This window comes from Grimontia sp. SpTr1, from assembly GCF_947387585.1.
Lineage (GTDB): Bacteria > Pseudomonadota > Gammaproteobacteria > Enterobacterales > Vibrionaceae > Enterovibrio > Enterovibrio indicus.
The window spans coordinates 1-25,674 of sequence record NZ_CANDOD010000026.1 but is presented as its reverse complement, the minus strand read 5'-3'; the positions used below and the strand labels follow the sequence as shown (position 1 = coordinate 25,674).

Sequence of the window (25,674 nt, the reverse complement as noted above, 5' to 3'; positions counted from 1 at the left end):
CCTAACCAACAACAATAAAAAACGGTGCCGAAGCACCGTTTTTTTATTTTTCTAGTCCGAGCAGGATTAGTTGCTGTTCGATCAATTCATCCGGTAGCGGCACAAAGCCTTCTGCTCCCACCAAAGCCTGTCCCTGACGGGAAAGGATAAGCTTAACGAATTCCGCTTCCATTCTCGGTAAAGGCTTATCCGGCACCTTGTTCACGTAAACAAACAGGTAACGTGAGAGCGGATAAACACCGGAGATGACATTATCGACGGTGGCATAAACCTGCTCGCCCTCGACATCCAGTGGCAGCATCTTCGCCCCCGCTGTGCGATAGCCCACCCCAGCATATCCAACCGCGTTGAGTGATGAGCTTACCGATTGCACCACAGAAGCAGAGCCCGGTTGCTCATTCACATCCGGGCGAAAATCGCCATCGCAAAGCGCCTGATCTTTGAAAAATCCATAAGTGCCCGACACCGAGTTGCGGCCAAACAGCTGAATATTTCGCTTTTCCCAGCTTCCTGGAAGACCGAGCTGTCCCCATTTATCAATCCGCTCGTTGGAACCACAACGCAGCGTTTTGGAAAACAAGGCATCAACCTGCGTCATGTTCAGTACATCAAGCGGGTTGTCTTGATGAACAAATATCGCCATCGCATCAATCGCGACTTTAATCGCCGTTGGCGGATAGCCATACTTTCGTTCAAACAATTCAATTTCACGCGGGCGCATTTCCCGGCTCATGGTGCCAAACTGCGCCGTTGCCTCAATCAACGCTGGAACCGCAGTAGAAGAGCCCGACGTCTGGATTTGCACATTGACGCTTGGATAATACTTTTTGAAAAGCACGCCCCATTGAGTGACCAAATTAGCCAGAGTGTCTGAGCCAACAGTCGACAGGTTACCGGAGACATTATCTACACGGTGATACAAAGGCAGGTGATCGTCAGCGGTAGCAGGCGCTACTGCTAACAGGAGTCCAATCAGGGTCAAAGCCCGTTTTAACATGCCAGACGCTCCGGAAGGGTGAACGAGAACGTACTACCCTGTCCCACCTTACTTTTGATTTCAAGCTCGGACTCGTGATGATTCAGCGCATGCTTCACAATGGCTAAGCCAAGCCCACTGCCGCCTGTTTCACGTGATCGCGCTTTATCAACGCGATAAAAACGCTCGGTCAGTCTATCGATATGTTGGGGCGCAATACCTTCACCACTATCAATCACCTCCAGTCTCGGTCCTTTGCGGGACTTAAACCATCGGACTTTAATTTTGGCACTGGCTGGCGTGTGTTTCACCGCGTTATACACCAGGTTAGAAATGGCGCTGCGAAGCTGATCTTCATCACCCAACACTTTAAGCGAATGATCGATTTCAAACTCAAAGTCATGCGCCTGATCGCCACTGAGTGTCTGAGCTTCTTTTTCCAACACATCAAGCATTGCTGGCACATCTACTTTCTGATCCAGCGCGATCTTCACACTCGCCTCAATTTTCGACAGGGTCAGAAGCTGTTCCACCAAACCTTCCATTCGGGTCAACTGCTCTGTCATGACACCGTGGGCTTTACCCCACATAGGCCCCACCAGCATTTCTGGATCTTCAGACATTTCCAGATAACCACGCAGCACCGTCATTGGCGTACGAAGTTCATGGGAAACGTTGGCGAAGAAGTTGCGGCGCATACCTTCGAGCTGTTTAAGCTGGGTAATATCACGCACCACCATCAGGTACTCGCCTTCGGCGTAAGGCATGGTCCGGAATTCGAGGGTTTTCGAAGCGTGCAAGGTCGAACGCATTTCGAAAGGTTCACCCAATTCGGCACGACTGAGATACTCAATAAACTCCGGCGTACGGATCAGGTTGGCAATGTACTGACCGGCATCGTCAGGCATACGGAAGCCCAGTAGCTCCTGCGCCAGCTTGTTACACCAGACAATCGAGCCGTCGTGCTCAAACACTACGACCGCATCGGGCAGAGATTCTGCACCATTGCGGAAACGGCGGATAAGATTGGCAAGCTCTTTACGACGACGACGGTTACGCTTTTGCAGACGATAGATACCGTTAAACAGCGGCGTCCAGCTTCCTGAGCCGGTTGGTGGTGTCAGGCTGCGCTCTTTCCAAAGCCAATCAGAGAGTTTGAGTTGGTGGTAGAAGTTCCACAGCAACACCAAAACCGTTGCCAATAGCAACAGCCAAGGCAGACCGCCAAAGAACCAGCCTATGAGAAACCAGGGTAGATAAAAAAAAGCCAGCTCAAGAGCCAGCTTTTTCCATGTAAGTCTTTCGACCATCAATGTCTCCAAGATGCCACCCGGTGGCCTTCGGATGACCTATGACAATAATGCGTTATCAGGTGCGCGTTGAGAAACGGTAGCCTGCGCCACGAACCGTTTGTACCAACTTGTCGTGACCGTCTTCTTCCAGCGCTTTTCTTAGTCGACGAATATGCACGTCAACGGTACGATCTTCAACATAAACGTTAGTGCCCCAAACGTTATTAAGAAGTTGCTCACGACTATAAACACGCTCTTGGTGGGTCATGAAAAAGTGCAACATCTTAAACTCGGTTGGACCCATTTCCAGCGGCTTTTCATTTGAAGTGACGCGGTGTGAAACAGGATCAAGCTTCAGACCATGCACATCAATCACGTCATCCAGCGACGTTGGTGATACCCGGCGCATCACGGCTTTCAGGCGAGCCATCAGCTCTTTTGGTGAGAAAGGCTTGGTGATGTAATCATCCGCACCAACTTCCAGGCCGCGTACTTTATCTTCTTCCTCGCCACGCGCTGTGAGCATCACAACTGGGATTTGGCGGGTCAGTTCATCACGCTTGAGATGTTTGATCAGGTTGATCCCTGAGCCGCCAGGCAGCATCCAGTCCATCAGGATCAGTTCAGGGTAAGGCTCGCAGATTTTTTCCAGAGCACTGTCATAATCTTCTGCTTCTACGGCCTGATAACCTTTTTGTTCCAGCACGAAACACAGCATTTCGCGAATAGGTGCTTCATCTTCGACAACAAGTATCCGTCTTACCATTTTTCCATACCCAGTTAGAGTGGTTTATTTGCATTTCTTGGATGCCATTATGTGATTATATTATGACATTTTTGTGACCTTTCGCGAGGTTTGGCGCGGTAGACAACCAGATACTGCCTTTTAATCCAGATATTTACTGACTGTTTTTCACCCGCCTAACCTACTGGACACAGCATCAGCCTTCGCTTCGGGCTAACTGCTTCTCTTTTATCAAGAAACGCGGAATTTGTTATCCAGCTCACTAACACCCAAGCCTGTTTTTTTCGAAACATGAAGCTGGGTAGGAATGCGTTCTTTCATCGCTTCAATGTGACTGATCACCCCGATCATCTTGCCGGATGCATTCAGGTTATCCAGTGCATCCAGCGCCACATCCAAGGTTTCACTATCCAGTGTGCCAAAGCCTTCATCGAGGAACAGTGAGTCGATGCTGGTCTTGTGACTGACGAGATCCGATAACGCCAAAGCCAATGCCAAGCTGACAAGGAAACTCTCACCGCCCGACAGGGTTTTAGTATCACGCTCAATATCACCCTGCCAGGTATCCAGCACGCTGAGTTCCAACCCTTCACCCTGCTTGCGGTTCAGTTGGTAACGTCCATGGATTCGGTCGAGTTGTTTATTCGCCAGATACACCAGATTATCCAGCGTCAAACCCTGCGCAAACTTACGGAATTTATCGCCTTTTTGTGAGCCAATCAGGGAATGCAGATACTGGATATCATCGTATTCCGCACGCAGGCGTTCGATCTCAGCAAACAGCGCCCGTTGGTTCTCTCGTCTTTGATGATCAGATGCCAAAGCATGGCTCAGCTCACCACTTCTGCGCACAAGCGTATCCACGGCCTCTGATTGTGCTGTTAGCGTCGATTCCACCTCATCACGCGAAGTTTGCTGCCAAAATTCTGCCCGGTCATGGGCTAGCACTTCAACCACATGCTGACAGGCTTTCTCCAGCAGCACTTTGGAACCTTCAAGGGTATTTTCCAGGGCGCGTTTATCGGCAAGTAACTGCTGTTTTTCTTCCTCCGGAAGCAATGCAGCTTGGAACATTTCCAGAGAATCAAAAGGCGAAGCCCCAAGACTTTCTTCCCATTGGGATGCATAACTCTGTGCCTCGGCATTCAGCGATGCCAGCGACTGAGTTTGACTTGTCACTTCTGCCTGAATCGCGCGCAGATCGCCCAGACATTGCTGCGCAAAGGCTTGTGCTGCTTGATAGGAAGCTTCCCCTTGTTCCGTCTGAACAGCAGCGCGGCGCTTTTCATCTTCTACCTGCTTGTCACCAAAGAGCTCAGCGCGTTTTGCTTTCGCAGCTTCAAGCTTGCCAGTCAGCGCATCAATCTCAGACTGAAGCGCACCCAGCTGCTCAGCCAATGCCTGGCTCTCTTTCAGGCAATTTGAAAGCTCAGCCTCAAGCAATGCCACCTCTTTGGCCAAGACTTCTTTTTGCTGCTGGTTTCGCTCCCATTTTTCGGCGTCTTGCTTTCTCGACGCCAACCAGACTTGAAGTTCATCATGCTCAGGGGCTTGGTAACCACTGTCTGCGATTTGCTGGCTCAGCACGCTTTCGAGGGTCTCGAGGTAATCAAGCTTCTGGCGCTTATCAGCAGCCAGCTTCTGCGCTTCCTGTTTTTTGCTTTCAATCGTCACTGACAGAATGGAGAAGTGTTTCTCGGTGCTATCCAATGCACGGGTAGCCTCATCCCAATACTGTTTTGCCTGCTGCAGGGTTTTCTCTTGCGCTTTGAGTGCATTCAAAGTTTGAGTCAGTGCATCACGCTGCTGGGTTTGCTGCTCGTTGAATGCAACGTAGGCGTCACGCTGATCGATAGTCAGAGCTAAGTTGAGTGGTACTGCCGCCTGGGCCCATTGCTCGCTAAGCGCCATTTGTTGCTGCTGACAACGCAGGAGATGCTTATCCAGCTCTTCGATGTAACGCTTCGCCGCCTCAAGCTTCATACCGGTCTCTTTGCCCGTATGCTCGAGATCTTTCAACGCCACCTCTGCTGCTGATTTTTGCTGCAGGGTTTCAGAGACATTGAGGACAGCTCCAGACAAGGCCGGATGCTCGGTGGAGCCACAAAGCGGGCAGGCTTCATGTGGCTGCAATGCCGCACGATATTGCGAGAGATGTTCTTCCTGACTGACCAGCTTTGACAGTGCCTCTATCAGTTGCTTTTTGTCTTTGTATTGCTGTCGAAGCGAAGTAACTTCAAGCTCTAAGCCTTTGGCTTGTTGAGTCTGTTCCGCTAGCGTTTGGCGCTTTTCCGCGCTCTCTTTGTCCAGTTCCAGCCATTGCTGCTGCCATTGGCCTAACTGGAAGTAAGTGGAAAGTTGCGCATTTAGCTGCTCGCGCTGTTTATCCAGAGCGTCAACATCACCGTTTGAGGTTGCTTGCTTAAACGCTTCTTGCTGTGCTTCCCATGCTTGTTTGGCTTGTTCGCTTTGGCTTAGTGCCGCCTGTTTTTCTTTCTCGGCATTTTCCGCTTTCGCGATCTCTGTCTGCAATTGGGCATTAAGCTCACTTTCGTATTGCGTCAGTTTGCCAATCGCATTTTGTTCTTGTGCGATCTGCTGGCCCATCTGCGCCCATTGACCAAGGTGTTGTTTAAGCTGGCCTGCAAACTGATTGGTGGTCAGGTAGGTGGAAACGGCTTCCAGAGCCTGCTTTTTGGTCTCAAGGTTCTCTGTGGTTTTTTCCTGTGATGAAGACAGAGTAACCTGCTTCGTTTTCAGGCCCACCTGTTGCTGCAAAAACTCCTGCAGCCGCAGAGATTGGTGTTTGATGTCGGTATCGAGCGGCAAGACTTTCTCACTGATAAGCTCTTCCAGCTCGCTTTGCTGGGTTTTCGCCAGTGTGAGCGCTTCTGAAGCTTTCACTAACCCTTCGTCAGCCTGCGCGCTCTTTTCTGTGTTAGCTTTCAATGCTTCCTGTTTGATAGCCAGCCAAGCGGTCGTTGATTCCACGCTTTTCAACGATGACTGCCAACGCTCATAAGGCATACGCAGCTTTTCCGCTGGCTCACTGTTGGTGAGTTTATCCAGTTGTGGTTTGGCTGCCTTCCAGTTTTCTTCTGCAGTTTGTAGCTGTGCTTCGGCCTGACTTTTCTCTTGATGGCTTTTTTGGTGCTCTTTCCACCATGTCAGGTGCGCCGTGAGCTCGGTCTGTTTTTCGCGCTCACTCTTGAGCAAGGCTTCTGTTTCTTCCTGTTCTTTTTCGAGGGCTTCAAGCTCCTCGCTACTCAGCAACTGCACGCCTTTCGCTTCGGCCTCTTTCTGGCTCAAAGCCTGCTTTGCTGCGGAAAAATACTCATGTACTTTTTCAGAAATCCGGCCATAAATTTCCGTTCCGGTCAGCTCTTCTAAAAGCTCTGCACGCTCGTTTTCCTTAGCATTCAGGAAAGCGGCAAATTCACCTTGGGAAAGCATCATTGATTTGGTGAAACGGGCAAAGTCGAGACCCGTAACACGCTCAACCAATTCATTTTTCTGCTTCACCTGTGTGGCCAGTACCTTGTCGGTTTTCGCGTCCACCAGCTCCACATCCGCTTGCTGTAAATTACCGTCCGCTTTTCCACGGGAGCGGCGCATGCTCCAAAACGCGCGGTACGGGTGGCCTTTTACTTCGAATTCTACTTCGGCAGAACACTCCGCCGTGCCACGGGTCATGATTTCATTGCTGGAAGTGGAGATCAGCCCCAATCGTGGGGTCTGGTGATAAAGCGCCAGACAAATCGCATCAAGCAGCGTGGTTTTACCCGCGCCCGTTGCGCCGGTAATGGCGAACAGGCCATTGTCCGAAAATGGTGTTTGAGAGAAATCAATCTTCCATTCGCCTTTCAGCGAGTTCAGGTTTTTAAAGCGAAGGCTCAGGATTTTCATTCTTCACCCTCCGCATGCTCAACTTCTGCCACAATTTTGGTGAACTGGGTTTGAATCCGCTCTTTACGCGCAAGCTCGTCCTCCCCTTCAAACACCTCTAGGGCAAGTCGTTTTTGGAAAACATCATTCGGTGTCAGCTCAGACAGGGTTTCTTTCGCCTCTTGTGTCAGCGCCTGAGCTTTTGGCCCACGGGTGCGCTGAAGCTGTAACACCTCTACATTGAGCCCTTCAGTCATCAGTTGAATACGTTGTTGTAAATCAGATAGATAGTCCTGCACAGAGACCTCAATGTGCAGCCAGACAGCTTTTGGATCATCATGTTCCAAATACTCTGAAAGCTGCACTTCTATCTCTTCCAGTGACCCTTTTAGGACACCCATAGGCTGAAAGCTCGGGACGCTGATCGGCTCGATACGCACGCGCTGGTCACCGTCGAATTCCACCAGCACTACCTGTTTGTTGAATTTGAGTTCATCAAAGCTCAAAGGGATCGGAGAGCCGCTGTATCGGATATGTTCAGACTTGGCGACAATCTGAGGGCGATGGATATGCCCCAGGGCAATGTAGTCAGCAGGCGGAAAGCCATCTGCCGCAAAGCCATCGAGCGTACCAATGTAGATATCACGCACAGATTTACATGGGCTCACGCCAAGTGCGGTTAGATGGCCTGTCGCGATAATTGGCACTTTCCAGCCTTTATCATCGCGTAGCTTCACTGCTGCCTGATACAAGTCGTGGTAGTGGGATTTAATGGCATCACCCAGCGCCTGGCGCTTATCAGTGCCGGATTCGCCAGCTTGACTGGTCAACACATCACGCGGGCGCACGAAAGGCACCGCACACACAATCGCACCGATTTCGCCATCGTGGTTTTTCAACGCGATGAGTTGGCTTTGCAGATCGTCGCTGGTGTTTGCCACCACATGGGTATGCAGGCAAGCCAGCAGGGATTTGGATTCTCTGAGCGTGGAAACCGAGTCATGGTTACCGCCCAGTACCACCAACGCACAGTTGCGCTGACTGATGGAAACCACAAACTGGTTATACATCTCACGGGCGTAACTTGGCGGCGAACCTGTGTCGAAAACATCTCCAGCCACGATGACGGCATCAATCTGATTTTTATCTATTTCCTGTAAAAGCCAGTCCAGAAAAGCCTGGTGTTCCTGCTTGCGGCTTTTGGTGAAAAAGTTTTGTCCTAAATGCCAGTCTGACGTGTGGAGTATTTTCATTGAAAGGTGTGCGCCTGTTCTTGTGCTCAGTGCCTGATTGTACCGTATTTGAAGCGACATTCTCTGCCTGATGCAATACCATGTGGCCTTTGTCATTACCGGATGGATAAAGCCTCGCCATGATTTGGTTCAAGAATATTTTCACCTACCGCCTGACCCGAGACATCGACCTCGACCCGGAGCATATTGAAAAACAACTGTCTGAATTCCGCTTCACGCCTTGTGGCAGTCAGGACATGCAAAAGTTCGGCTGGACCACCGCGCTGGGCAAACACGGCGACATGATGACGCACGTCAGCGATGGCAACATTCTTATCTGTGCCCGTAAAGAAGAGAAAATGCTGCCAGCCTCAGTGATCAAAGATTCACTGACCGCCAAAGTGGACGCAATGGAAAAAGAACAAGGCCGTCCGCTGAAGAAAAAAGAAAAAGACAGCATCAAAGATGACATCGTGATGGATCTGCTGCCACGTGCGTTCAGCCGCATGAGCCAAACCTACGCGCTGATTATGCCAAAAGCAGGTCTGGTACTGGTTGATGCAGGTAGTTCTAAGAAAGCAGAAGACATTCTCGCGCTGCTGCGCAAATCCCTAGGCAGTCTGCCAGTGGTACCTGTTGAAACCAACAAGCCAGTTGAGCTGGCAATGACTGAGTGGGTTCGCTCTGGCAACGCACCAAAAGGCTTCGAAATCGGTGAAGAAGCTGAGCTGAAAGCCATTCTGGAACAAGGTGGCGTGATCCGTTGTAAGCAGCAGGATCTATCGAGCGATGAAATTCTGGCTCACATCGAAGCAGAAAAGTTAGTGACTAAGCTGGCGATGAACTGGCAAGACCGCATTGAGCTGATGCTGTGTGAAGACATGTCCATCAAACGCATCAAGTTCTCGGAAGAACTTCGCGACCAGAACGCGGATATCGACCGTGAAGATGTGGCTCAGCGTCTGGATGCAGACCTGTCGCTGATGTGCGGTGAGCTGGGTGCTTTCCTGCCGAATCTGTACGAAGAACTTGGCGGTGTCGACAAAGGCGAGTAATCGTCTTCTACACTTTGCCAAAAACAGAAAACGGGGCTTAGAGCCCCGTTTTTTTATTTCTTTGGTTCGTGATTACTTGAACTGCGCTTTCAGCATTTTCTTATCGTAAGCCGCGACAGATTTCTTAAAGTCGGTCATTTCGGCACGGGCTACTGAAGTGGCCATCGGGATCTTCGCCGTCATCGGGTTCACCGCGCGGCCACGAATCAACAATTCGTAGTGAATGTGCGGGCCAGTAACACGGCCACTCCGACCAGACAGCGCAATACGTTGACCGCGGGTCACACGCTGCCCTTTACGCACCAAAATCTTACTGTTGTGCAAGTAGCGGGTTTTGTACTGGTTACCGTGATCGATCACCACGTATTTGCCTGCGTAAGGGTGATTACGCACCATCACTACCACACCATCACCGGTAGAAACCACAGGCGTACCTGTTCTCACCGCGAAGTCAGTCCCGTTGTGCGGCGAAACACGGCCAGTAACCGGGTGTTTACGACGTGGGTTAAAGTGCGAACTGATACGCTCTTTACGATTGGTCGGATAACGCTGGAAGGCGCGTTGCAGACTCTGACCGTCTTTATCGTAGTAGTTACCATCGGTGTGCAGGTAAGCCGTGATGGGTCGGCCACGGCGTTCAATGCGGATCGCTTTAATTTCACGCGCTCCACTCGCCTGCCCATCCACAAATTGCTCTGCACGGACCACTTCAAACTTATCTCCGGCGCGAAGATCGCGGGAGAAGTTCATCTTGTCCTTGAGCAGATTGGTAATCACTTCCACATCGTTGTAGCTCAGGCCCGCACGACGCGCAGAGACCGAGAAGCTGCCTTCAATATCGCCAACTGTGACAGTTTCGACCCAAGTCCCCGGAATCGACACTTCGTTGAATTCATAGCTGCCATCATCAAGTTGTACATATTGCACTTTCGAGGCGATATTGAACTCAAGCTCCAGTTTTTGCAGATGTTTTCCATCAGGGTCAACCCAAAACCGCAGGATGTCATTGGGTTGCAGGGTATCGATGCGAAGGTGGTTAAGGTCAGCTTCCATCAGCTTTAACAGGTCACTATACGGAATGCCGAGCTTCATGAAGATTTCGCTCAGACTGTCGCCAGTCTGAATCGTGTATTCGTAAGCAGGAAGGTCGACGGCACTTTCCGTCTTTACTGGTTCTTCTTTCTGAATAAAAGAAGGGACGACAGATTCTGGCAGATTGAGAGGGACAATCCGGACCGGCTCTTGTTGTAGCGTATTAAAGGATACTGCTACCGTCACGAGCGACAAGCCCATCAGGCCAAGCATCGATTTAGACAGCATGCTAAATCTCTTGGTTTTCTTTTCGTACATCAGTCCACATCTCAATGTTGCAGGTTCTTTCGCCTTAAAAAAGCCGAGAATATCCTTACAACGTACATACCTTTTCAAACTTGTGTCAAATCATTCACTAAAAATGAATGTCGACCTGAATCATCCAAAAGACAACCTTTTCTGCAAATGGTTTCCCGATCGGAACTGGCTATGTTAACAAGATCACAGTAAAATCGCCCGCTTCCCCGCACCACTTTTTGATGCGGCCTGACTTATACTCAGAATTAGTAGAAGCAATGACTATGTTTGTACCAGAACTTTTGTCCCCAGCCGGTAGCTTGAAAAACATGCGCTACGCCTTTGCCTATGGCGCTGACGCGGTATATGCCGGCCAACCTCGTTACAGCCTTCGCGTGCGTAACAATGAGTTCAACCACGAGAACCTGCAAATCGGTATCGATGAAGCGCATGCGCTTGGCAAGAAGTTCTACGTGGTATGTAACATCCAGCCTCACAACTCAAAGCTGAAAACCTTTATCCGTGACCTGAAGCCGGTGGTTGATATGGGCCCTGACGCGCTGATCATGTCTGACCCAGGTCTGATCATGATGGTACGTGAAGCATTCCCTGAGATGGCTATTCACCTGTCCGTACAGGCGAACGCGGTGAACTGGGCGACGGTTAAGTTCTGGCAAACCCAAGGCGTTGAGCGTGTGATTCTTTCCCGCGAGCTGTCGCTGGAAGAAATCGAAGAAATCCGCAAAGAAGTGCCTGAAATGGAGCTGGAAATCTTCGTTCACGGTGCACTTTGCATGGCTTACTCTGGCCGTTGTCTGCTGTCTGGCTACATCAACAAACGTGACCCTAACCAAGGCACCTGCACCAACGCATGCCGCTGGGAATACAAAACAGAGAAAGCGACTGAAGACGAAACAGGCCAAATCGTTGAGATCCAGCCTGCAGCATCGGTTCAAATCCAAGAAGCTGAAGAGCGTCCAGACAACACCATTGGTCTCGGCAAACCTACTGATGAAGTGGTTCTGCTGAGCGAAGCACATCGCCCAGACGAAAAAATGGCGGCGTTTGAAGACGAGCACGGCACTTACATCATGAACTCGAAAGATCTGCGTGCGATTCAACACGTTGATCGTCTGACTAAGATGGGCGTTCACTCGCTGAAGATCGAAGGCCGTACCAAGTCTTTCTATTACTGTGCGCGTACAGCACAGGTTTACCGTAAAGCGATTGATGATGCCGTTGCAGGCAAACCGTTCGATGAAACCCTGATGACCACACTGGAAAGCTTGGCTCACCGTGGTTACACCGAAGGCTTCCTGCGCCGTCACACCCACAGCGAATACCAAAACTATGACTACGGCTACTCAGTGTCTGACAGCCAGCAGTTTGTGGGCGAATTCACCGGTAAGCGCCGCGAAGGCATGGCGGAAGTGGAAGTGAAGAACAAATTCATCACTGGTGATTCACTGGAGCTGATGACGCCGAAAGGCAATGTCGTCTTCAAACTGGACGCGATGGAAAACCGCAAAGGTGAAACGATTGACGATGCTAAAGGTAATGGTCACTTCGTTTACATTCCAGTGCCGGAAGACATGGATCTGGAATTTGCACTGCTGATGCGTAACCTGACCGACGGTGCGAACACCCGTAACCCAAATGCTCCACAAGCGGTGAGTGCGTAATCGATGGCACTGCTGATCACCGAGAAGTGCATTAACTGCGATATGTGTGATCCTGAATGTCCGAATGAAGCGATTACATTCGGCGCAGAGATCTACGAAATTGATCCGGACAAATGCACGGAATGCGTGGGTCACTATGAAAAGCCAACCTGTCAGTCGGTGTGCCCTATCACCAACTGCATCATCATTGATCCTGAGCATAAGGAATCCAATGATGAGTTACTGGAAAAATTCGTCAAACTCCAGGGTTTGGTTTAAACATTACTGGGTTAATGAAGAAAAGCGCCTTTCGGCGCTTTTCTTGTATCTGGGCATTGGCTAGGGAAATTACTGAGTTAATACCACCTCACACTGACCCGGTTTTATCTTCACCCGCTTTTTCTTGGTGGTGGTCGCTACTGTTTTTATCTCGTCGACAGGTTTCGGACGCCAACTGATCAACTCCGCACCGCAACCATCACCCGCTGGCGGTGCATTCTGGGAAATACAGTTTAAGCTTCCCTCCGGACATTGAAGCCTGACATGCATGTGGTAATGATGTCCCCACCAAGGGCGAACTTTGCGCAGCCAGTTTCTGTCTTCCCATGCCATTTCACACAAGGTTTCTTTAATCACAGGGTGGACAAAAATACGCGCTACTTCAGGCTCAGATGCCGCCACTTGAAACAGGATGGCATGCTCTTTCATCCAGTTATCACGTTTAAGCGCGTAATTCTGCAAATCCACCAAGCTGACGGCGGTTGGGCTTTCCAGAGAATCTTTGGTTAGCGATTCCGGCGCAAAGCTCAGCCAGATATCGGCGTCTAATCCGGTCTGGTGGCTGGAATGTCCTTTAGTGAAATTACCGCCACGAGGCATGGAAATATCCGCAATCATCAAGTCGTCCAAGCCAAAACCTTTGGTTTTCTTTGCGAGCTTGGAGAGATAAGCAATCATGTTCGGGTGGCCGTAATAACGGTTCCTTGAAGGGCGAATGACCTGATACCCCTCCCCTTTCAACGGCAAGGCCTCACCACCACTCAGGCAGCCATTGGCGTAACTACCAATCGACTGCTCCACACCAAGATACGGTTCCTGCACCTCTTCCCAAGGGTTGGCTTCTGCTGGCGACATCGCCATCCAGAATCCAAGCAGAAACATGAAGATAAACAGAATCATCAGAAGGTCTTTTTTCATGGTGTCATCGCCACTGAAGGTATCTATTGAAGCTTAGCAGTCGGGACTTACGAAGTTTATGGAAGGTTACTTGAAGAAGAAAAATCTGTCGTGAAGATCAAAAAGGAGAGGCCTAAGCCTCTCCTGCTGCATTAAAAAGCGTAAGCCACATTGAATCGGATATCTCGTCCCGGGTCCATCGTTCCTTTGGCAATGGCATTCACTTCGCCATAACTTGCGTGGTCACGGTAGGACTCATCAAACAGGTTCTTCACCGCCAGTGACAGCGTTAGTTCTTCGTTGGAAATCGGATTCCACTGCCCGTAAATATCATGCAGTGCATAACCATCTTTCTCTTCATAACCTTCTGCTGCGTGGGTCAGTCGTTCAACGAGTCGACCTGTGTAGCCTACTGCGATAGCATCGGTTACCTGATAATTTACTTCTGCTATCCAGGTATCGCCGATTGATGTACCAATTCCTTTGGTATCGTCACTCAATGGAACACCATCCAATTCTGGACGGGACTGGTTGTAGCTCAGGCTGGTTGAGATGCTTTCCCAGTAGTAACCAGCGCGTGCTGTAAAGCCCTTGCTTTCTAAGTCACCAATATTGGTCAGCTCTTTGCCTTCTTTGCCAACAATATCCTTCACTTCACTGACGTAAGCTGTTGCAGAAAGACTCAGGTTACCCGTCAGCCAGCTCACGCCCACTTCCGAGTTCTTTGCCCGCTCTGCTTTTCGGTCAGCGGCACTTTTAGCACCATCCAGACGGAAAATTTCACGTACCTGAGCGCCACGGAATGCTTCCGCATAGCCAGCGAAAACACTTAAGCCATCGATTATGGCGTAGTTAAGGCTCACGTTCGGGCTAAAACCATCATGACTAAAGCTGTGTGCATTCGACTCAGTCAATGAGTAGCTGTCATAGCGGCCACCAGCGCTGAACAGCAGGGCTTCGGTCAAGGCAAAGTCACCTTGCAAATAAACACCGGTTACATCGCCCTTATCTTCATCCGAGCCGTATGTCGGACTACCGAGCCAACCTTTGTCTTTGCGATAATCCACGCCATAAATCAACGCATGGGCACCGAACGATGAAGTATTGCGGAGATCAGCACCTACAGATTTTGCCTCACCCAGATAGTCACCCCAAGGGCCATCGATATGTTTGAGTGAGGTTTCAGTGTTGTAAGCCGTGAGTGACAGATCCAACCAGGCAACATCTGAAGGATTCAGCTGATACTTGCCCGTAATGGTCTCACGCTCCATTTCCTGGTTAATCGGCGCATTTTTCTTGCTCGGTTCCCACTGGGGACGGTGGTAGCGGTGTGCTTCATCCTGACGGTTGTCATAGCTGAACGTCAGTTTTTGAGCATCAGTCAGGTTTCCAACCAATTTCAGATAACCTACTGAATTTTCTGCTCCCGTGTAAGGTTGTTCATTGCCATCACCGTCAACAAAGTTGTCCAAATCCTGATAAGACAGGGTAGCAAGCGCACTAACATTATCAGACAACAGACCATATGCGCTGAGTGTCCCTTTGTAGCCTTCGGTATTGGAGTAATAACCTGCCTTAGCTGACGCCCCAAAGCGCTGACCTGGCTGCAACAAATCTTCGGCATCTTTGGTTTCAAAACGGATAGCACCACCCAGTGCGCCCGCACCGTCGGTAGCGCGACCAGCACCGGCGGAAACTTCAACCTGCTTAAGCAGATCCGGTTCAATAGAAATACGTCCCTGATGGTGGTAAATATTCCCGGATTGAACCGCTCCATCAATGGTGACATTCAACATGGTATCTTCAAGACCACGAACATAAATTTTCTGTGACACACCAGAGCCACCTCCGATTGATACCTCGGCATCACTTCTGAAAATGTCATTGATGTCATTCGCCTGGCGTTCTTCCAACTGCTTGGCATCAATAAACACTTCTGTGGCAGCGAGTGGATTGCCAGTTACCACTACAGTTTCATGATCTTCAGTGGTATTTGCGATAGCAGATTGAGAAAACAGAGCGGCGATAACAGCGGCACTGAGGGGAGAGATTTTAAAAGAGCTTCCTTGAAACATTACAACGTCCTGCAACTACAATGATAATGATTCGCATTATTATTCATTGATACGTTGTGCTGTAAACGCCTTTTACAACTGTTACAAAGTCAGCCTAATAAAACTAATTGATTGATAAGTAAGGCATATATAAAAATAGCGCCAGATGGCGCTATTTAAGAGAAGCAATATCCTTTGCCATGGGCGGTCTGTAATCGCTCAGCCGCCATACCGACCCCCACCAGCTTCTTTCGCACTCTGCTCAAATGCATATCAAGACTGCGATCGTATTTTTGGAAGTCCCTCGCCAATACCTGCCTGTAGAGAAAGTCTTTGGATAACACCTGATGCTGCTGGAACACCAATGTCCAGAGCAATTTGAACTGAATGGGTGTGACAGAGACTTGCTCTCCATCATAGAAAACTGTCTGATATTTTCTGTCCAGAACCAACTCGTCCACCACCAATTGGGTTTTGCTTTCTTTCGCAGGTATCTGGGCACTTCGCCTTAACACGGCAGCAGCACGCCAAACGATTTCATCCAGAGGCTGCTGTCTCGTTATATAGTCATCAGCGCCAAACAAAAAGCAGTTCATGCAATCATGATGATTGTAAGTATCATCTAGCATCAGAATCGGCGTTGCAGTCTCCTCCCGGTAGCGTTTCAGCAAACGAAAACCTTCCATTTCCGGCAGGTCGGCAGCAAAGATGACAAGATCGAGATTGGTGGTTCGATAGATGTCTGAAGCCTGTGAATCTGAGACACAACGCCTGATGGCAAAGCCTTTCTCATTGAATCGATGTATTAGCTTTTCGCAATACGCTCGATTTCTGTCAACAATCAGGATTTGCCCTGCCGATGGAGCACTGTGTAGGGACATTCGATTACCTAATGGTCAATAACTCTCAAACGATAATGATTACGATTATCAATATCATCAGTTAAAGTTAAAGTTCAAACCTGCCCTGTAGCGATCAATATCACATAATCAGGTTAAATAATCTGAGCAACCAACAACTCTTGATGAGTTCTCTCTCAGTAAACTCAGTTTCATCTCATCCAATGCCGCTTTGTCATCCAATAATGTCTGTTTAACATTATGTCCAAACCATTCCAATGAAGCCGTCGCTGTAGGCTTACCGAGCACCTGTGGCAAAAACTGTTGGTAGTCCATTGCCCCTTCCAACAACGGCACCATGCCGTATCGACTCCCTGCTGGCGAGTAGACGTTTTCCGGAGCGAAAACGGTTAGCAGTTCCCGCGACAGCACATTCTTAAGGTGATAATGACCAACGTGCTCTTCTACCTGCTGGTGAAATTGAGCTGGATCCTCGCCGGACTCCCACACATGCAAGGTGTCGTAATTCAGCTTCAGTGCTGGATGATCAACTTCTTCAATCAACTGCACGATTGATGATGAGGTGTCGGCCAACGTACCGGGATGGGTTTCTACTAACACATCCAAACCCTGATCGGCGGCGTACTCACAGATCCCTCTCAGGCGCTGAGTCATTTCTTTGCGCGCTATTACTCCCACTTCGCTACTCGCTTGGTGACCGGCAAAAGTGCGTACCTTCTTGGTATCCCACTGTTTTGCCAATCGACAGATATGGCGGCATTTTTGCCAGGCATTGCGCTTATCACCCGCAATGGGCAAATAGTCACTCAACATGGAAATCGATAGTCCCATGTCGTTAAGCCACTTGGCATCATATTGCGGCTGTGCCTCTAGGCTCAGGGCATGAGCTCCCCAAAGCTCAATACCCTGAAACCCGTGGCAACAAGCCCATTCCGCCAGATTGTCCATAGAAACAAGCTGGTGTCGGAATGAAATGGTACAGATTGAAAGCTGCATATCAGGCAACCTCAACTGCCGCTTCAAGCGGTAAATCGTTCAGTTCACACCAATCACGATAGACTTCGTTGAGGCGTTTTTTGATGCGAAACTCCGTACGATCCTGCTTATTCAGCAAGGCGTAGATCTCAACCTGCAGATCCAGATCGCCAGTTTCTGCCAGTTTCATGATTTGGTATTGGATCCGACTATAGGTTTGGATGAGCTCTTCAATCACATCACACCAGATCTCAAAATCATCATCGGGCAGACCAAGCGCGCGCCAGAAGAAAGCAAAGCCATGCTCATAGGCATATTTGCGCACCGCAATCACCCGAATTTCACGCAACGCCAGTGACAGATCCGTGAGTTTTACCCCTGCATAACCGCGGACATGAGCGTCCAGAATACGTCTAATGGCACTCGTCAGCGGATTGCCGTCAGCAATAAAGCACGTCTCAAAGTAAGCTTGAACATCGCGGTCATCCGCATGCTTTAAACCGGTTTCATCCAGCAGGTAGCCGCCTGCCACACTGGGTTGGGAAATTGCATTGAAGATACGCGCGCTTTCGAGCTCTCCTTCCCAGCGGAAATCCGGATCAGACATAAACAGGGTTTTAGGATCATGGGTGTTCTCAAGCATCACATAGTGTGGAAAAGGGTTCTGGTTGAACTTATTCTCACGCTCCGGTAATTGATACATATCCAGCATCACCATTAGGTGTGAGGTTTCTGCTTTGGTTGCCAACAGGCGCTGCATTTCTTCAATGTTGTCTTGTTTGGTTTTGCCTTCGTCATACCAAGGAGCCAGCGCCACACCATACAAGCGGTGGTACCAATCAAGGAAACTGCCATGGTTTATCTCGTTGGAGTGGTATTGAAGCTGGTAGTTCTCACTGATGGTGAAGGTCGCATCCCAAACGCCGAAGTAAAACGGACGGTGATCAATGCCTTTTCGCTTCAAGGACTCACAGACGCAACTGACAAAGCAATGTACTTTGACGTCTTCAAATTCTTCCTCCTGCTCTTTTGGGGCAGGCTCATTACGTTCAATGCGACACAGGAAATCCGCCAGACTGGAAACCGTCGCATAGTCTGCCGCGGTAATATTTTCCTCCGGCACGGTCAATCCCAGATCCAGCTCAAGGTGCAGAATTAGCTGAAGGATCAGCACCGAATCCAGATAAAGGTCTTCATTCAGCCTTGCACTCTCACTGAATTTTTCCATGTGGGCATTTTGCATATTGTCGCTCAATACCTGGCGAATGGATGCAATCAATTGTTCGCGTTCCATGGGCGCTCCTTAACCTATCGCTGGAATGGAAATTTTGCTTTGAGACAGCACGTTACGGTTGATCTTTCCGTTGGCCATCTTTTCAATCACTGTGCATTGCTCGATATCGACGGGCAGTTGGTAGGATGCCAGCCGTGTCGAACACCATTTTCGGATCCGGCTTGGTTCTAGCGTATCGCTTGCTACAAACTGCAGACAGACCCGTTCACCTGATAGCGGATCCGAGCGTTTGAAGACCACAGCTTCGGAGATCTCAGCGATCTCAAGTACCACGTTCTCAACGTCCTGTGGGTACACATTCAGGCCAGAAACATTAATCATGTCGTCTGCACGGGAAACGAAGATCAACTGACCCTGCTCATCGAAATAGCCAAGATCTTTGGTGAAGATGATGTCATCCCCTTTTTGCACCACGATCTCTCCCGGTCTTGAAGTGTCGATACCGGCATTGACCTTGAGATGTCCAAGCGGGGTACCGATGTGATTCGCCGCTTTGGTATCCGAGTTAATGGCAATACAGCCAGCTTCTGAGCAGCCATATTGCTGGAAGACATACTTGGCTTTTTCACGCAACGCCTCAAACCAGGCTTTGGGTAACACAGTGCCCGAGGTCATCACGGCATTCAGTTGTTGGCCTTTCGGGTAAAGCTGTACCACTGAGTGAATCAAAGCTGGGGACGAATACAGCAAATGATCCGGCGTAGTCATCAGCTTTTTCAGCAGGAATTTCGGGTTAATGTTGTTAATGATGACTGGTGATTGACCACGCTTCAGTGCCACAAATACACCGGCAATCAAGCCATAGGAATGGGTGATCGGGCAGGCAATCAGTGGAGTCATCTTGTTCGGCTTTTTGAACTTCGCGACGTAGCTTTCTACTTCTTCGTCGATTGAAGACCAGCTTCGGGTGATCACCTTTGGCTCACCGGTGGTGCCGGAGCTGGTTTGCACCAGCACAGCCACGTCATCATCACCTTCTTGCTGAAGCGACATCGCAGGTTGCCCTTGTTCAAATAGCAGGACGTGGCACTGGGCGCGTGTTGCTAATCGTTTGGCAGCAAGACGGGGCGTCGGGGCGAAAATGGGGTAAAAAGAGCCGCCATTGGCTTTAAGGTACAAACACACCGCCAGCAGATAAGCTGGGTCTTCTGTGCAAACAGCAAAGCGCTTCCCTGCGCAGCTGCCAAGTTCAGGGTGTGAGCGGAACGCTTCGTTACTGCGCTCAAAGAATTCATGACTGAAAAAGTCATCATTTACGTAAATCATAACGTCCCTATTTTTGAGAATATTTATGAAATGGGTTGGGCACCAAGTGGTGACACTCAGCCTGGCTTCCTTTGAACTTTCGGGTCATCAGAGACTCCGTCAGTACCTGCGCCTCGGTGTAGCCAAGTTGCTGCAAGCGGCTATCAAGTTCTGGGTGGTCATCGGCATAGTCTTCGAGCTTTTGGCCTACCATGTTCCAAAAGCTTTGTTCGCTCATGCCGTAGCTTTTTTCTATGAGAAAAGAGACCTCTGTCAGGCTGTAAACAAAGAGGGTGTCCATCACCAATTCACGCAATAACTCCACCGAACTCATGCCGTAGTAGTCATCGATCGGAGCATCTGCGAGGAAAGGTTCAATGGAAGCAAAATCTGGTAACCATTCTGGGTTGGCCAGAAATGGCAGGTGGTATTCCACACTTTCATGGAAATCCCGCACTATGACTCGTTCCGGCCAGCCATCACGATGAACCAACACCATGTTCTGACCATGAGGTTCAATACCAATGCCGTGTTTGACCAGCAAGTGCCATACAGGTAGCACCACGACATCGATTAAACGGCTCAACCAGATATTCAAGCCATAGGTTTCTACCCAGCCAGCAATGAAAGGTAAGCCGTCGTCTTCAAGCATCATTAATGCGTTAAAGGGAATCGCTGACTCACCCTCATGCAATTTGGGCTGCACACTTTCGCGAAAGATAACCGCAACTTCTGAAGCCAACGGAGACGTTTCAGATGACATCTCTGGCACATGGAAACGGGCACCGGCGTACTCTTCCAAAATAGAGAGCGCCGACAGTTCGAAGTCACTTTCAATAATCCGGTTAAGCCAGGAAGAAACCACTGGCGCCAGACAAATAGAGTGCGGTGCCAATGTGCGCTTCGATGAGGTATTCACCATGCTCAAAGGCAATTTGATATTGGCTCTATCGGAATAGCTTGCATTCATTAAGGTGCGAACAGATTGCGATGCGGTGTATTGATCAGCTCCCAAGCCCAGAAATATGAGGGTTTGATCAGCAAGTGGCTCTAGCAATTGTTCTTGCTTCAACTGTTGCCATTGCCATGGATGCATAGGCAACAGCGAATATTCATCCCAACTTTTGTCCTGTGCACTCAGTGCCCCAGACAGTCTTAACCATTGAGTTCGGCCAAGCTCTCTGAGCCAGAAAGCGTCATGGAGCTGAGGCAAATTTTGTTTGATGTGAGTGCGCTTAACGGCGAGCCAACAAAGGTAAAAGGGCTTGGAAGATTCAGGGCCATAAGCCTCATGATCTGCAGCACTGAATCCGGTACGCGCCTTGAAGGATGGATGGTAAGGATGTCCTTCATCCAGCGAGCCTTCCAAGGTTTCAAAATTTTGGTACCGACGGGATTCAGGCTTACTGACGTATCGACGGTTCCATTCGCATAGAGCTGCTGTTTGTGAGAACTCTTCGGCAAGCGCGTACTTGGTTTTCTCTGTCGCAGGCAAATCTTCAATGATCTGCTGCCAATGCGCAGCAACATTGGCTCGAACACCATCGATACATAACGACTGAATATCGAGTCGATAGCGACCAAATGCGCCTCGCTGACCCGAGATGAGATATTCTCTTTCCCCAAGCTTCCAAGCGAACTTCCCCACTTTATCAGAGGCTTCAACACAATTTTCAAACAGTACCGCTTCTAACAGTTGCTTGATGACTCTTTCAATCGCTGACAAGTTCTGGCTATTAGGCAGAGGCATAGTTCACCTCCATCGGCTCTTCCAGGCATGTCATCACGAGCGGGTTGGAAATCGTGCAATAGATAGCTTGTTCGTTGTCTGCCAGCAGTTCATCAACATCATGAACACGGGTTAACAAGTTGGCTTTTACTGGGATAGCTGATTCTGACAGCAGCTTTTCGACAAACAGTTTTCCCGCACCGGAAAGGGTGTTTCTCAGCGCATATAGCCTCTGCTGAACGAAGCTGATAAGAATTCGCTCTTCAACCAAACCATCTGCTCCCATGCGGCCAATGATGGAGAACAGATGGTTGATGAACAGGTAATAAGCAAAACGATCGCAGATAACATCGTCATCGAAATAGAGAGAGTCTACGGTGACAGAATCCGGCTCCATGGTTGCCAGATATCCACGATACGCTTTGGAAAGGTAGAACCCCTGGTTATCACGGAAGTAATAAACCGACGGAAGCCCCTCTTTCATCTCAATCAAACTGTTTTGCTGGTGAGCTTCAAGTGCAATGCCATGTTCGTCATAAAGCGCAATCATTGGCTCTATCGCGCATTCCCAGTATTTGGCAAACCACTTGATGGCAATGCGCAGGTAATCTACTTCATTTCGGTTCGCAAGCTTGCTGATAACGTCATAAAGCATTGAGCTTTCACCTGGCATTGGAGACTGAGTCAATGCCGCGATGGTAACGACATATTGATCATTGCCTTCAGGGAAAGGATTCTCGCGTATGATAACTTCAAAACCACTTTCTTCCTGACCAGGCAAATCGACTGTGATGTATGCAGGATCAGTAATGACCTTGAAGCAGGCATGGCGCTCACTGAAACCCGTTTTGCGATATAAGGTCGCCATGACCACACCAGCATCCAGCTCATGGCGTTTGTTAACACGTAGTGAGTTGGTGATTTTTACTGGCAGGGAGAATTTGTACATCCAATCCAGATTCGGGTGATAGAGAGAGCGCACAGAAGATGTAGCAGTAAACTCTGGGCCATAACTTCCCAAATCCTTAATATCGCCTGCCTTTATCAACTCTCGAATATCATTTTGATGAAGAAGCCACTGCGCTTGAAGGGGATGCATGGGAACCACAATATGGGTTTCTGGTTTATCCGCCGCTGCCGGCAAAGATTCAGTGATCACTTCTTCTGCGGTCAACGGGGTCGCAGACCGTTGCTTGATCAGAGCACGATCAATACTGAAGTAATGAAGGGGAAAGCGCCCTTTTGTTTCAGGTGCATAGAATGCGTGATGATATTCCAGCATTCCCTGACGGCTTTTCGGTGTGGGATGCTGCCAATGACCAAAAAGCAATGATTGCTCGGCATCAATGAAATTTGGCTTCCTGAGCGATGGATCGCCACGACGCTCTTCAATGTATTGCGTCATTAATCGCTGGCTTTCAATCACACGCAGCATGAGCTCTTGCTTGCACTCGAAAGCGGCTGATTTTGCGTGGAAAATCCCTTCGATCAGTTGTTGTAAAGCATGCGTCTCTGAGACCACTTTCCAAGAGAACTTATCAAATTGGATCATTACTTCGCCAAATCGGTGATTCCCCACCAATGAGCGGTACTCAACATTTACGGCAAGCTTTCCTACTAAATGTGGCAGTGAAATCTCGACAATCCACTTGTCTTTTGCCACATCCCCCAATCGGCCCACCGACATCTGCCAGCGTGAAGCGGGAGACCAATCTCCAGCGTCGACCTCTTTCAGATAACAGTTAAAGAATGCTTGAAAGGATGCTTTCTCTGCGATGTTGCTGGCTATCTGACTCACGTTTCCCTCGCCTTATACCAAGCGCGCCTGAATGGCGTTTAATCTGATAAGGCCAAGGATCCTAATTGATATTAATTCTCATTACACTAAAAGTTACCATTGTTACAACACGTCATAAGGTAAGTCCCACATCACCTTTACCACACGTGAAGGTGGCATCCTCTTCACGCATCATGACCATCCATTATTCTCTCTATACTAAGATTATGACTTCCAAGAACCGTGTGTTGGACGCACCGATAGTCCCTACCTTCTTCTATTTCGCCATCCCTTCATTTATTGGTCTCGTTGCTATTTCTAGTGCCAGTATTGTTGATGGGATGTTCGTCGGCAGATTTCTGGGTGCCGACGCGCTAGCAGCCATCAACCTGCTCATTCCTTACATCACGTTTGTTTTCGCCGTGTCTTTGATGATTGCAATTGGCGGCACTGTTCAAGCAGGGGAACATATAGGCAAGGACGAACTTGATAAAGCTAATGCTGCCTTCACGCAGTCTATGTTGGGCGCATTCGGGTTCAGTTCGTCGATGGCGATGATCAGCTCCATCTTCAGCACAGAACTCTTTTACTTTCTAGGCGCCCCAGCTTCACTTCATCCGCTCATGGAGCGCTATTTCAGCGTTCTCACCGTCTGCATGATTGTCCAGCTGACCACCATGGTGCTCTATTACTTTGTACGCGCTGATGGTTTCCCAATGCTCGCAACCTCTGCACTTATGGTTGGCGCAGCGACCAACATCACTCTTGATTACGTTTTCCTGGGAGTATTAGGACTCGGGATTGAATGGGCAGCATGGGCGACAACCTTTGCGCAGTTACTTCAGTTGTCGGTGCTTATTTTCTATTTCGCGAAGCCTTCGAGAACCTTGTCGCTCTCAAAGGCAGGATTAGAGATAAGGAAGTTTGTGAGCGCGCTTATCAATGGCGCTTCGGAATTCATTAATGAAATTTCAGTGGGTATCGTTATCTTCACCGTACATTGGTTACTAATGAAAAATGGCGGTCAGGAAGCGGTCGCAGGTTTTTCGATTGCCAACTACATTCTGTTCGTCAGTATGATGATGTTCTACGGCGTGGTCGATGCTATCCATATTTTAGTCAGTCAAAACAAAGGAGCGGGTAACCTATACCGTATCAATCGTTTCATGGCACTCGCCGCAACCACAATCGTATTTATTAGCAGTGCCTTGGTTTATCTCTGCCTTGTAAAGCCCGATACCGTTACCGAGCTCTTCCTGACAGATCTGGATGAGAAAGCATCTTCACACGCTCTCAGTTACATCGCCATCATATGGCCATGCCTGATGCTCAGCGGAATTAACGTTCTTATTTCCGCTTACTTCACCGCAATGCAACTGCCAAAACAATCAGCAGCCATCGCGTTGAGTCGAGGATTGGTAATGCCTGTTTCATTGATCTTCGGTTTGGTTATTTTCTTTAAAGACCAACACTTCCTTACTGCGCTTCCTCTCGCCGAATTCTTTACTCTCCTCATTGCCTGCGCGTTGTTTATCAGGCAGCAAAAGCACATGAGTATAAAAAGGCCTCTAGCGACCAGTAACGCATAAACGACAAAGCCCTGCTGAACCAGCAGGGCTTTAGTTTAAATAGCATCGAGTCATCTTCCTGCCTGTCCTTCGACAATCAACATCTACAGCAACCTGCCCAGTTGAATCACGAATTCATGGTCACACTTTAAAGAAGACTCAAACCATAAAGAAGTGAAGCTGAGGATGGGCTGCCAAAAGGAGCTCTAATCGCGCACGATAAGCACTACTTACTATGGTACGGCGGCTCAAAGTGAGCAGAATTATTCTGGATCGCAGATAGCTAAAAACTCAGCCTTTCGTCCGGGACGCGTAGCCTGAGGTTTCTCGGAACGGCCGGGCTGGCGCACCAGTGGGACTCAACGGGGACGCCTAGTTGCGCACGTCCAGTGCCGCGACCGAAGGTGCAAAGCACTTTTCAGGGAGCGCACATAGCAAAAAACCTCAGCATTTCTGCTGAGGTTTCTCTAAGAAGTGGCGGAGCGGACGGGACTCGAACCCGCGACCCCCGGCGTGACAGGCCGGTATTCTAACCAACTGAACTACCGCTCCACACTTAAATTGGAAGCCTGGCGATGTCCTACTCTCACATGGGGAGACCCCACACTACCATCGGCGCTGTTACGTTTCACTGCTGAGTTCGGCATGGAGTCAGGTGGGTCCATAACGCTATGGTCGCCAAGCAAATTCGTTAAAATCTTGGAAAGCTGTTTATTATTCTCGTTCTACACATTCAATGTTCTATTCGAGTCCGTCAAAACCCCTTGGGTGTTGTATGGTTAAGCCTCACGGGCAATTAGTATCAGTTAGCTCAACGCCTC

Annotated in this window: 18 protein-coding genes, 1 tRNA gene and 1 rRNA gene; 4 read left to right on the top strand and 16 right to left on the bottom strand. The window is 49.3% G+C overall.

Going from position 1 to position 25,674, the window contains the following annotated elements:
- Positions 1 to 43: 43 nt before the first annotated feature.
- The 5 genes from QL223_RS23960 to sbcD form a co-directional block, all read right to left on the bottom strand.
- Positions 44 to 997, bottom strand: a complete 954-nt coding sequence (locus tag QL223_RS23960; RefSeq protein WP_281546174.1) for a phosphate ABC transporter substrate-binding protein PstS family protein — start codon at positions 995 to 997, stop codon at positions 44 to 46.
- Entirely contained in the window at positions 991 to 2,286 is a 1,296-nt protein-coding gene (phoR, locus tag QL223_RS23955) for a phosphate regulon sensor histidine kinase PhoR (RefSeq protein ID WP_002535665.1), read from the bottom strand. The genes QL223_RS23960 and phoR overlap by 7 nt, the downstream gene beginning before the upstream one ends.
- Before the next feature lie 58 nt (positions 2,287 to 2,344).
- The gene (phoB, locus tag QL223_RS23950; protein WP_002535663.1) at positions 2,345 to 3,034 is read right to left on the bottom strand and encodes a phosphate regulon transcriptional regulator PhoB; all 690 of its coding nucleotides are present in this window, start codon (positions 3,032 to 3,034) and stop codon (positions 2,345 to 2,347) included.
- Between the two features lie 210 nt (positions 3,035 to 3,244).
- The gene (locus QL223_RS23945; protein WP_281546173.1) at positions 3,245 to 6,919 is read right to left on the bottom strand and encodes an AAA family ATPase; all 3,675 of its coding nucleotides are present in this window, start codon (positions 6,917 to 6,919) and stop codon (positions 3,245 to 3,247) included.
- Positions 6,916 to 8,151, bottom strand: coding sequence for an exonuclease subunit SbcD (gene sbcD, locus QL223_RS23940; protein WP_281546172.1), 1,236 nt, complete (start codon positions 8,149 to 8,151; stop codon positions 6,916 to 6,918). The genes QL223_RS23945 and sbcD overlap by 4 nt, the downstream gene beginning before the upstream one ends.
- A 122-nt stretch (positions 8,152 to 8,273) precedes the next feature.
- On the opposite strand from sbcD, the gene rdgC reads away from it, so the two are divergent.
- Complete coding sequence (gene rdgC / locus QL223_RS23935; protein WP_192815484.1) at positions 8,274 to 9,185, top strand: recombination-associated protein RdgC; 912 nt, start codon at positions 8,274 to 8,276, stop codon at positions 9,183 to 9,185.
- Positions 9,186 to 9,257: 72 nt separating this feature from the next.
- On the opposite strand, the gene QL223_RS23930 is transcribed toward rdgC, so the two are convergent.
- The gene (locus QL223_RS23930; protein WP_281546171.1) at positions 9,258 to 10,535 is read right to left on the bottom strand and encodes a peptidoglycan DD-metalloendopeptidase family protein; all 1,278 of its coding nucleotides are present in this window, start codon (positions 10,533 to 10,535) and stop codon (positions 9,258 to 9,260) included.
- Between the two features lie 263 nt (positions 10,536 to 10,798).
- Between QL223_RS23930 and yegQ the strand changes: the two genes are divergently transcribed.
- Complete coding sequence (gene yegQ, locus QL223_RS23925; RefSeq protein ID WP_002535657.1) at positions 10,799 to 12,196, top strand: tRNA 5-hydroxyuridine modification protein YegQ; 1,398 nt, start codon at positions 10,799 to 10,801, stop codon at positions 12,194 to 12,196.
- 3 nt (positions 12,197 to 12,199) lie between these two features.
- Positions 12,200 to 12,454: a YfhL family 4Fe-4S dicluster ferredoxin gene (locus tag QL223_RS23920; RefSeq protein WP_251877659.1), complete on the top strand. Its 255-nt coding sequence runs from the start codon at positions 12,200 to 12,202 to the stop codon at positions 12,452 to 12,454.
- 69 nt (positions 12,455 to 12,523) lie between these two features.
- Here QL223_RS23920 and mepA read toward each other — a convergent pair whose 3' ends face one another.
- The 8 genes from mepA to QL223_RS23880 all read right to left on the bottom strand — a co-directional run bounded on the left by mepA (position 12,524) and on the right by QL223_RS23880 (position 23,306).
- Positions 12,524 to 13,372, bottom strand: coding sequence for a penicillin-insensitive murein endopeptidase (gene mepA, locus QL223_RS23915; RefSeq protein ID WP_281546170.1), 849 nt, complete (start codon positions 13,370 to 13,372; stop codon positions 12,524 to 12,526).
- Between the two features lie 131 nt (positions 13,373 to 13,503).
- Entirely contained in the window at positions 13,504 to 15,426 is a 1,923-nt protein-coding gene (locus QL223_RS23910; RefSeq protein ID WP_281546169.1) for a TonB-dependent receptor, read from the bottom strand.
- Positions 15,427 to 15,581: 155 nt separating this feature from the next.
- A complete protein-coding gene (locus QL223_RS23905; RefSeq protein ID WP_251877653.1) occupies positions 15,582 to 16,286 on the bottom strand; it encodes a response regulator transcription factor in 705 nt (234 codons plus the stop codon).
- A gap of 108 nt (positions 16,287 to 16,394) precedes the next feature.
- Positions 16,395 to 17,261: a sugar phosphate isomerase/epimerase gene (locus QL223_RS23900; RefSeq protein ID WP_281546168.1), complete on the bottom strand. Its 867-nt coding sequence runs from the start codon at positions 17,259 to 17,261 to the stop codon at positions 16,395 to 16,397.
- A gap of 1 nt (position 17,262) precedes the next feature.
- Positions 17,263 to 18,534, bottom strand: coding sequence for a DUF6005 family protein (locus tag QL223_RS23895; RefSeq protein WP_281546167.1), 1,272 nt, complete (start codon positions 18,532 to 18,534; stop codon positions 17,263 to 17,265).
- A gap of 9 nt (positions 18,535 to 18,543) precedes the next feature.
- Positions 18,544 to 19,800 (bottom strand): AMP-binding protein, encoded by a 1,257-nt coding sequence (locus QL223_RS23890; RefSeq protein ID WP_002535647.1) that lies wholly within the window; start codon positions 19,798 to 19,800, stop codon positions 18,544 to 18,546.
- Between the two features lie 7 nt (positions 19,801 to 19,807).
- Positions 19,808 to 21,529 carry an IucA/IucC family protein gene (locus QL223_RS23885; RefSeq protein ID WP_281546166.1) on the bottom strand — a complete coding sequence of 574 codons (1,722 nt, stop codon included), beginning with the start codon at positions 21,527 to 21,529 and terminating at the stop codon, positions 19,808 to 19,810.
- Positions 21,516 to 23,306, bottom strand: a complete 1,791-nt coding sequence (locus tag QL223_RS23880) for an IucA/IucC family protein (RefSeq protein ID WP_281546165.1) — start codon at positions 23,304 to 23,306, stop codon at positions 21,516 to 21,518. The genes QL223_RS23885 and QL223_RS23880 overlap by 14 nt, the downstream gene beginning before the upstream one ends.
- 65 nt (positions 23,307 to 23,371) lie before the next feature.
- On the opposite strand from QL223_RS23880, the gene QL223_RS23875 reads away from it, so the two are divergent.
- Positions 23,372 to 24,874 carry an MATE family efflux transporter gene (locus QL223_RS23875; protein WP_281546164.1) on the top strand — a complete coding sequence of 501 codons (1,503 nt, stop codon included), beginning with the start codon at positions 23,372 to 23,374 and terminating at the stop codon, positions 24,872 to 24,874.
- Positions 24,875 to 25,328: 454 nt separating this feature from the next.
- On the opposite strand, the gene QL223_RS23870 is transcribed toward QL223_RS23875, so the two are convergent.
- Together QL223_RS23870 and rrf are read right to left on the bottom strand one after the other, a co-directional pair.
- Positions 25,329 to 25,405 (bottom strand) — tRNA-Asp (locus QL223_RS23870).
- A gap of 15 nt (positions 25,406 to 25,420) precedes the next feature.
- A 5S ribosomal RNA gene (gene rrf, locus QL223_RS23865) occupies positions 25,421 to 25,536 on the bottom strand.
- Positions 25,537 to 25,674: the final 138 nt, after the last annotated feature.

Excerpts from the sequence above, each read along its gene's own strand:
- phoR (WP_002535665.1), bottom strand. The coding sequence starts at position 2,286 with ATGGTCGAAAGACTTACATGGAAAAAGCTGGCTCTTGAGCTGGCTTTT.
- QL223_RS23895 (WP_281546167.1), bottom strand. The coding sequence starts at position 18,534 with ATGGAACGCGAACAATTGATTGCATCCATTCGCCAGGTATTGAGCGAC.
- QL223_RS23960 (WP_281546174.1), bottom strand. The coding sequence starts at position 997 with ATGTTAAAACGGGCTTTGACCCTGATTGGACTCCTGTTAGCAGTAGCG.
- QL223_RS23890 (WP_002535647.1), bottom strand. The coding sequence starts at position 19,800 with ATGATTTACGTAAATGATGACTTTTTCAGTCATGAATTCTTTGAGCGC.
- yegQ (WP_002535657.1), top strand. The coding sequence starts at position 10,799 with ATGTTTGTACCAGAACTTTTGTCCCCAGCCGGTAGCTTGAAAAACATG.
- QL223_RS23885 (WP_281546166.1), bottom strand. The coding sequence starts at position 21,529 with ATGCCTCTGCCTAATAGCCAGAACTTGTCAGCGATTGAAAGAGTCATC.
- QL223_RS23920 (WP_251877659.1), top strand. The coding sequence starts at position 12,200 with ATGGCACTGCTGATCACCGAGAAGTGCATTAACTGCGATATGTGTGAT.
- QL223_RS23905 (WP_251877653.1), bottom strand. The coding sequence starts at position 16,286 with ATGTCCCTACACAGTGCTCCATCGGCAGGGCAAATCCTGATTGTTGAC.
- sbcD (WP_281546172.1), bottom strand. The coding sequence starts at position 8,151 with ATGAAAATACTCCACACGTCAGACTGGCATTTAGGACAAAACTTTTTC.
- QL223_RS23900 (WP_281546168.1), bottom strand. The coding sequence starts at position 17,261 with ATGCAGCTTTCAATCTGTACCATTTCATTCCGACACCAGCTTGTTTCT.
- QL223_RS23930 (WP_281546171.1), bottom strand. The coding sequence starts at position 10,535 with ATGTACGAAAAGAAAACCAAGAGATTTAGCATGCTGTCTAAATCGATG.
- QL223_RS23945 (WP_281546173.1), bottom strand. The coding sequence starts at position 6,919 with ATGAAAATCCTGAGCCTTCGCTTTAAAAACCTGAACTCGCTGAAAGGC.
- mepA (WP_281546170.1), bottom strand. The coding sequence starts at position 13,372 with ATGAAAAAAGACCTTCTGATGATTCTGTTTATCTTCATGTTTCTGCTT.
- phoB (WP_002535663.1), bottom strand. The coding sequence starts at position 3,034 with ATGGTAAGACGGATACTTGTTGTCGAAGATGAAGCACCTATTCGCGAA.
- QL223_RS23910 (WP_281546169.1), bottom strand. The coding sequence starts at position 15,426 with ATGTTTCAAGGAAGCTCTTTTAAAATCTCTCCCCTCAGTGCCGCTGTT.